This window comes from Cellvibrio sp., from assembly GCF_053579595.1.
This window is the reverse complement of sequence record NZ_JBRFPI010000252.1, coordinates 1-6,785: the sequence shown is the minus strand read 5'-3', so window position 1 is coordinate 6,785 and position 6,785 is coordinate 1. Positions and strand designations below refer to the sequence as shown.

The 6,785-nt window shown below is 44.7% G+C and carries 5 protein-coding genes and 1 pseudogene; 2 read left to right on the top strand and 4 right to left on the bottom strand.

The window, feature by feature from the left end; all coding sequences use genetic code 11:
• Nucleotides 1-344, top strand: a pseudogene (locus tag ACWA6V_RS14780) (methyl-accepting chemotaxis protein); the annotation flags it as partial.
• A gap of 72 nt (nucleotides 345-416) precedes the next feature.
• Here the strand turns inward: ACWA6V_RS14780 and ACWA6V_RS14775 are convergent.
• From ACWA6V_RS14775 to ACWA6V_RS14760, 4 genes are all read right to left on the bottom strand, one after another.
• Nucleotides 417-1,934 (bottom strand): family 16 glycosylhydrolase, encoded by a 1,518-nt coding sequence (locus ACWA6V_RS14775; protein ID WP_449523210.1) that lies wholly within the window; start codon nucleotides 1,932-1,934, stop codon nucleotides 417-419.
• Between the two features lie 522 nt (nucleotides 1,935-2,456).
• Entirely contained in the window at nucleotides 2,457-2,702 is a 246-nt protein-coding gene (locus ACWA6V_RS14770) for a hypothetical protein (RefSeq protein ID WP_449523209.1), read from the bottom strand.
• A 95-nt stretch (nucleotides 2,703-2,797) separates the two neighbouring features.
• Nucleotides 2,798-3,244, bottom strand: a complete 447-nt coding sequence (locus ACWA6V_RS14765; RefSeq protein ID WP_449523208.1) for a hypothetical protein — start codon at nucleotides 3,242-3,244, stop codon at nucleotides 2,798-2,800.
• Between the two features lie 176 nt (nucleotides 3,245-3,420).
• A complete protein-coding gene (locus ACWA6V_RS14760) occupies nucleotides 3,421-5,181 on the bottom strand; it encodes a cellulase family glycosylhydrolase (protein WP_449523207.1) in 1,761 nt (586 codons plus the stop codon).
• A 502-nt stretch (nucleotides 5,182-5,683) separates the two neighbouring features.
• Between ACWA6V_RS14760 and ACWA6V_RS14755 the strand changes: the two genes are divergently transcribed.
• On the top strand, nucleotides 5,684-6,785 hold a 1,102-nt coding region (locus ACWA6V_RS14755), incomplete at its 3' end, for a helix-turn-helix domain-containing protein (RefSeq protein WP_449523206.1).

Here is a 6,785-nt window from a genome sequence, read left to right as displayed (position 1 = left end):
CAAAAGATATTGGTGAGAAAATTGAAGCCTTTCGCAGCGAATGGCAAACGGCAGCCGCCTATATGGAAACCAGCGTCGCTGATGTGGATCGCGGTTTACGTTTAGCGGAGGAAGCATCAACCGATAATTCACAACTGCATCATATTGTGGAGCGTATGTTCGATATTATTCATCACATTGACAACAACAGCCAACAACACGGACATCATGTACGTGAAGTTGCTAGCGCAAGCCATACGATGAATAAAGTAGTACGCGCCTTGCAAACCAGTTCGGATCGCTTAAAAAATACCGCAACCAAATTGCATCAATTGGCTGGTGTTTTTCAGGTAACTTCACGTTAGCAATTTATTATTGGAGAAAAAAATGGCAGCCATTTGGCTGCCATTTTTTTCCAACAATTTTCGCTTGAAAAATTATTGATAAACGCGAACATAATCTACATACATACGTTGTGGGAATACACTGCCTGCATCAGGGCTACCCGGCCAGGTTCCACCCACCGCTACGTTCAACAACAAGAAGAACGGATTATCAAATACCCAAGCACCGTAGTTTTGCACTTGCGCGCGCGTTACTGAATAGAATTGAATGTTATCGCGGAACCAGCGAATTCCGTTGGTATCCCATTCAACAGCGTATACGTGATAATTCACATCCACATACTCGCCCAAATTATGGGTGCCCATAAAAGGTGTATTACCTGAATAACCTGGGCCGTGAATTGCTCCGTGAGTGGTAGTCGGTTCAAAACCTACGTGTTCCATAATGTCGATTTCACCTGAAGCAGGCCAACCCACTGAACCCAGATTGGTACCCAGCATCCAAAACGCAGGCCATATACCTTGTGTTTGCGGTAATTTCATACGCGCCTCAATACGACCGTATTTAAAGGTTTTTTTATCGCGCGAGATCATCCGCGTTGAAGTGTATTCACAGCGACCATACCAGCAGCTGTAATTAGCCGGGTTATCGCGGCGCGCTTCAATGACCAATACGTTACTGCCCGCAGCAGGGTCGTTTTGGATAAAGGCATTTTGTCCGCCGGTGTAGTATTGACGCTCGTTGTTACCCCATCCACCACCACCGGTTTCAAAGGTCCAGTTAGCGGTATTGATGCTATTGAACTCATCGGCAAACACCAACGGGCGACCAGTAGCTACAGCACGCACAATGACCGAGGTCACATTATCGTTAAAGCCTTCGTTGTTCAGGCAGTCATCATCTGCAGTGACTACACGTGACGCACCGGTAAAATTATCGTTTTGGTACAACACGGCTTCGTAACCGGCACTCACACGCAGCGATGACATATCGTTATCAATAAAACCACGTGCCTGTAGTGCAGCTAAATTATACGAACCAACATCCAGACCAACAGACCAACCAGTGTATGGGCAATGCTGAAACACAGTTGCTTTTGCACTACCACCACCATTGGAAACCACTTCAATCCAGTTAAAATTCCAGCCGTTGGTTTTAGCAAAAACACCCAGGCTGTAATTGCCCGCATTTAAATTGACGGTGCGGGTTACAGTTGTCCAGTTTTGCCAACCACCGGTTGCGGGAATAATAAAATCACCCAGTACAATCGAACCACCATTTAAATCGACAGATGCCGTGCCACCATTCGCCGATGCCACCCGCATACGGATGGTGTAACTGCCAGTGGTAGGAATAGATAAATTATTAAACGCGAGCCATTCATTGGCTTCAATCCAGCCGACATTGTAGCCGCCACCGGTATCGGTAGTTGCTTCTATATCAACTGCATCACCGCGAAAAACACCACCGGTGTTGCCCGGGGTAGTATCGGAAAAGGCGTTGTAATTTTCCGCTTGAAAAACGACAGCATTGGCTGCCGATGAAACACCAATACAAGCAAATAACATTGCCGATAACAGTGTCCATCTAACTGATTTTTTATTCTTCATCGTTAGGTTCCGTTTGTGTAAGGATGGAAATAGAGTAAACATTGATACGCAGGTGTCGTGTATCCAATGACCAGACCGGAAAAATGCCAACTGCCCTTGTTATTATTTGTTACTGCCGTTGTCGCACGAGCGGGAGTATAAAAAATACCAATCAAAACTCAAACAACGAAAAGGAACCAAAAACCGCCGCAAATAGGCAATGTCTATTTTTTTGACGAGCAAATAAAAAAGTCGAACCTCGCACCCGCCCCCACCACAGGATTCCCACTTTATTTGCATCAACCTGAAACGGTTTTTTTACTTTATTGCTAACTAAGGTTACACAATCTGTTAACCCATCGACTTTATTTGCGGATTTGGGTAACAGTTTTACAGCAGGAATCGATGAAGGGTGAGCGATGCGTCAATCGGTGGGAAATGTGAATCAGCACATGTGCCATGTTGTGTCTTCCTCATATCGGCACAGTGTCATTTTGGTTTGATGATTTAAAAATAGAGCATGTGATATCAATTCTCAGAAAATCACAGGACCCATCCCTTCAGATTGGCGATAACAGAGATTAACCGAGGAATGTCCTGCTTGGCAGACGCTATGAAATCCTGATCATTTATTGATGCGCCAGTTAACTCAATATCATTACCAGCTGTTTGGATAAAGCTTGAACCAGACGTGTGATCTCGCCCTTCCACATAAGACTTCCATGGACCGGAAGTAGTCGCCTGACAACGCAGGAGGATTTCTTGTAGCTCAGTTTTTGTAATGTTCAAAGCAATCTCCTCTATTTAGTACAGCCAAAGCTGACAGAAAGTGATTTTTTTGCGGAGTTCTAGTGTCAACTTCGAGACATCGGGAGAACCATAGGCTATTGCTTAAGTTCCTCTATACACTGGAACTTCCCATCAGCAACCTCTAACTTAACGGAAAATTGCCGACTATCAACCGACTCAAAGCAGACCATTTCTTTTGCTACGCCAAATTCGATAATTTGATACTGAGCCTCAGCATCAGGTCGCAGCTGTTTTAGCCTAACAACAACGTTCTTCCGGTTATTTTTCAGTAAAGCATGGCGGCCATAAATCACTGTTATTTTCTTTTGGCTAAGCTCACCACTTATCACTTTTCTGACCTTGGCGTCATACAGATAAAAAGTTGACCATGTATGACAATCTTCGCCTTCATCTCTATAGCACATAACACCAGAAGTAATACCGGTATCTTTAATAAATTTCAAATCCAAGACCGCTGTCAGCTCTTCAGCAAAACAGCTGTTGGATGTAAATATTATAAAGATAATGATAAATCGAGTCATGAGAGTTTCCATGCGTACGGTGTCCATTTTTTCGGAAATCATAGAGTAACCCAAAAACCTGCAAAACAAATATCCTGATTTTGCAGGTGAGGTAAATACCAACACAAAAAAGGGAGCCGAAAGGCTCCCAAGGGGATAGCTCAATCGATAAACGATTTTGCTGGAGAAAGATGAGCTTAGTTTTTCAGCTGTAGTGATAACAAGTGGTAGCCACCAGCGTTGGCGTAGATACGGATTTTATTGGTGCCTTGCAATAATTTCACATTCGCCAGTTTCACCGGTTGCCATTTTTCTGATTGGGTGACGGCTACATCTACCGCCAACCGCTCGTTATTCACGCTCACACCGATACGGCCAGTCGCTACAGGAGCATTAACCTCTGCCGATAATTGATATACGCCCGCTTGATCTGTCTCCAGCGTGTATTCAGTCCACTCGCCTGCCTCTATGTGATTTATGAAGTAGGATTTTTTTGCTGTATCAAATGCGATGTCCACACCTTCATTGCGATAAGTTGTACCGCGATTCCAGGGCATACGTTCGCTGCCGGCCGAGATGTGATAATTCGCCGAGTCTTTATCATGATAGGCAATGCCGCTGCGTCCCATGTCGTAATCTACCGCTGCAATAGTGCCACCAGATTTACTAATGCGGTGGGTTTTAAAAGGCAGATTCAGTTTGGAGTATGGTTGGCGGAACATGGCATCAATCACTTCCGGATGGAACTGGGTGTTCTCAAAACGGATATCGTGATTAGCTAATTGCAGCAGCGCTATTTTCGCCTCTTTTGCGGAAGGCTTTTCGCCTTTGCCATTCCAATAATCCACCAGTGCGAGATAACCGGCGTTGGGTTTTACTTCCAAGGGATTATTGAAACCGAGTTTTTTCAGCGGCCACCAGGCCCAACCAATGCCTTGCGATTCTACCAATGCAACAGCATCGGTAAACCAGAGGTTGGAGTTTTCGCCAGATTCGCCTAACCAAATTGGCATGTTGTATTTTGCGCGCAAATCCAAATGGGTTTTAATATCGCCGAGCGTGTTGTTGTTCCAATATTTATGGAAACTCAACACCATGTTGTTGTCCCACTGCGGCAATACGCCCGCGTAATTATTACCCCAGCAATTACCTTCGATAATAATCATATGCTTGGTATCAACCGAACGAATCGCCTTGGTGACATCTACCATCAATTTTTTCAACGGCTCGTTTTTGGTTTCTTTGCAGCCATTTTTGTCATCCGCATTTTCAAAACCCCAATTGGGTTCATTGATAATGTCGTAGGCGCCCACTGCGGGTTCATTGGCATAGCGCTGCGCCAGTTTGCGCCAGAGCTCGATCATTTTTTGCTGGTTGGCTTCACTCTGCCAGAGCGATGGGGTATTGGGGTTGCGATCAGAAATCGCAAAATCATTGCCCTGCCCGCCCGGTGCGGCATGCAAATCCAGAATCACGTACATATTATTAGCTTTAGCCCAAGCGATAAGCGCATCGGTCATGGCAAAGCCTTGCTCCAGCCAAGTGTTTTGGCCTTTCACCGGTTCCTGTTCAATCGGTAATGTATATAGATTGAAATGCATAGGCAGGCGCACGGAGTTGAAACCCCATTTAGCCATCGCATCTATATCGGCTTTGGTGGTGTGGTTGGCAAGCCAGGCGTTATAAAATTCCTGCGTGGCTTCAGCCCCAATTAATTCTTCTATTTTTGCGCGCATTGCATGCTGCTGGCCAAGGTTGCCGAGCTTGAGCATGTAACCTTCTTGCAACATCCAGCCGCCCAACCCCATGCCGCGCAACAAGACTTTTTCGCCCTGCTCGTTGACAATAAATTGGCCATCAGCGCGCAAATAACCTTGGGCGCTGGCAACGGATGAACTCAATAAGATGACGCTTGAGAGGCTCAAACAGAGCGATGCAGCAAGTTTTTTTATGCTCACGGAACAATTACCTCTTATTAATTTTTTACTGTAATAACCAGCGAATGTGCGCCGCAACAAAGGGGCCGCGGCAAATATGTACTCGGATACTAGTAGAGGAAGATAAAAAACGCGTTCGAATAAACCCTGGATTTATGCGGTCACTTCCCATATTCACAGGCAGGACAAGTGGGAAGCTCAAGAAAAAAAGCAAATACTGATGTAGCTCAATAGCTTAGGCGATTACCCCGCAAAATAAATCGGCATGTAAAGAAATGTTGCCCAGCGTTAATTAGTCTTATTTATTCAGTTTATGCACGTGCCCGATCAATAAATGGGAACCGCGTAGCAGAATGAAAATAGTTTGCCTGGCAGAAAAATTTCATCATTTATATTTAGGTGGGTTCTGCGGCGTGGAATATAATTACCCTTACTGACCTCGCCTATCAGCGGCTTTTGTCACCGGCTTTTGGATGCAGACCAAAACTACAACAATAACTTTACAAGATTAATAATTAAAACCATGAATGAAACCGTATTTAATATCCATGACCTGGTATTGATGATGACGGCACTGCAATGTGCCTGTTTCGCCATATTGTTACTTGTCACTAATCCACCCGAAAACAAAAGTAACTATTTCCTCGCAGCCTTTTTGCTCGCCCATGCTTTTATTCCTTTGCATGAGCTGGTGCTTTGGGGCGCTGATTTTAAAATGATCGCGCTGGATAATTATCCGCGCTTATTTTTATGGATAGGCTTTGGCTATTATCTGGATGCAGTACTGCTTTATTTTTATATCAAATCTCTGGTCTATCACGATTTCAGCCTGCACAAACGCGATAGCCTCCACCTGATTCCACTCGGCTTATTTGCGTTATTTTTAGGCCTGACATTTTATAGCCATACGTTGGTAGAGCGGGTGTTGCTGATTGATGACGATATCTACGTCTACAGCCCTATGTATCTCATCGTCGATTTTTTATGCAAAGCAACCCGCATAGGTTATTGCATAGCCTGCTTATTATTAATCGCCAAGTATCGTAACCAATTAAAAACCACTCACTCAAATATCGAGCGTATTGATATACGCTGGTTGATCTCGTTGGTAGTTGGCTTCCTGATTATAACCGTTACCGAAGCCGCCCTCGCCTGCGCAAAATTGCTGCACTTGTTTATTGGCTTCCACCCGCACTGGTTTGAAGTGATTGGGTTAACAGGGTACTACGTGGTGTTTGTATTGGTACTCGCGTTAGTGTTCAGCAGCATTCGCTACTTCTCTGGTTTTGTCGCTGTCAAACAAAAAGATCAACAGAAGAAACCCATAGAGGAAAAATTACTCAATGCTGGTTTTGCCGAGAAAATCGACGCGTCAATGCGCGAGCATAAACCCTATCTACAACCTGATATTACACTGGATATGCTGGCAGAGACCCTGGGGATTCCATCGCGTGATTTATCGCTGGTATTCAACCGCCACTTCGATAGCAATTTCTACGAATTTATCAACCGCTACCGTATCGAAGAAGCGAAAACCATGCTCTCCGACCCCAAACAAAAATCGAAGACCATTACGCATATTTATCTGGATGTGGGCTTTAACAGCAAATCGGTATTCAACACAT

What these genes read in the sequence shown, in the direction of transcription:
- ACWA6V_RS14775 (WP_449523210.1), bottom strand. Translation starts at nt 1,934, where the DNA reads ATGAAGAATAAAAAATCAGTTAGATGGACACTGTTATCGGCAATGTTA.
- ACWA6V_RS14765 (WP_449523208.1), bottom strand. Translation starts at nt 3,244, where the DNA reads ATGACTCGATTTATCATTATCTTTATAATATTTACATCCAACAGCTGT.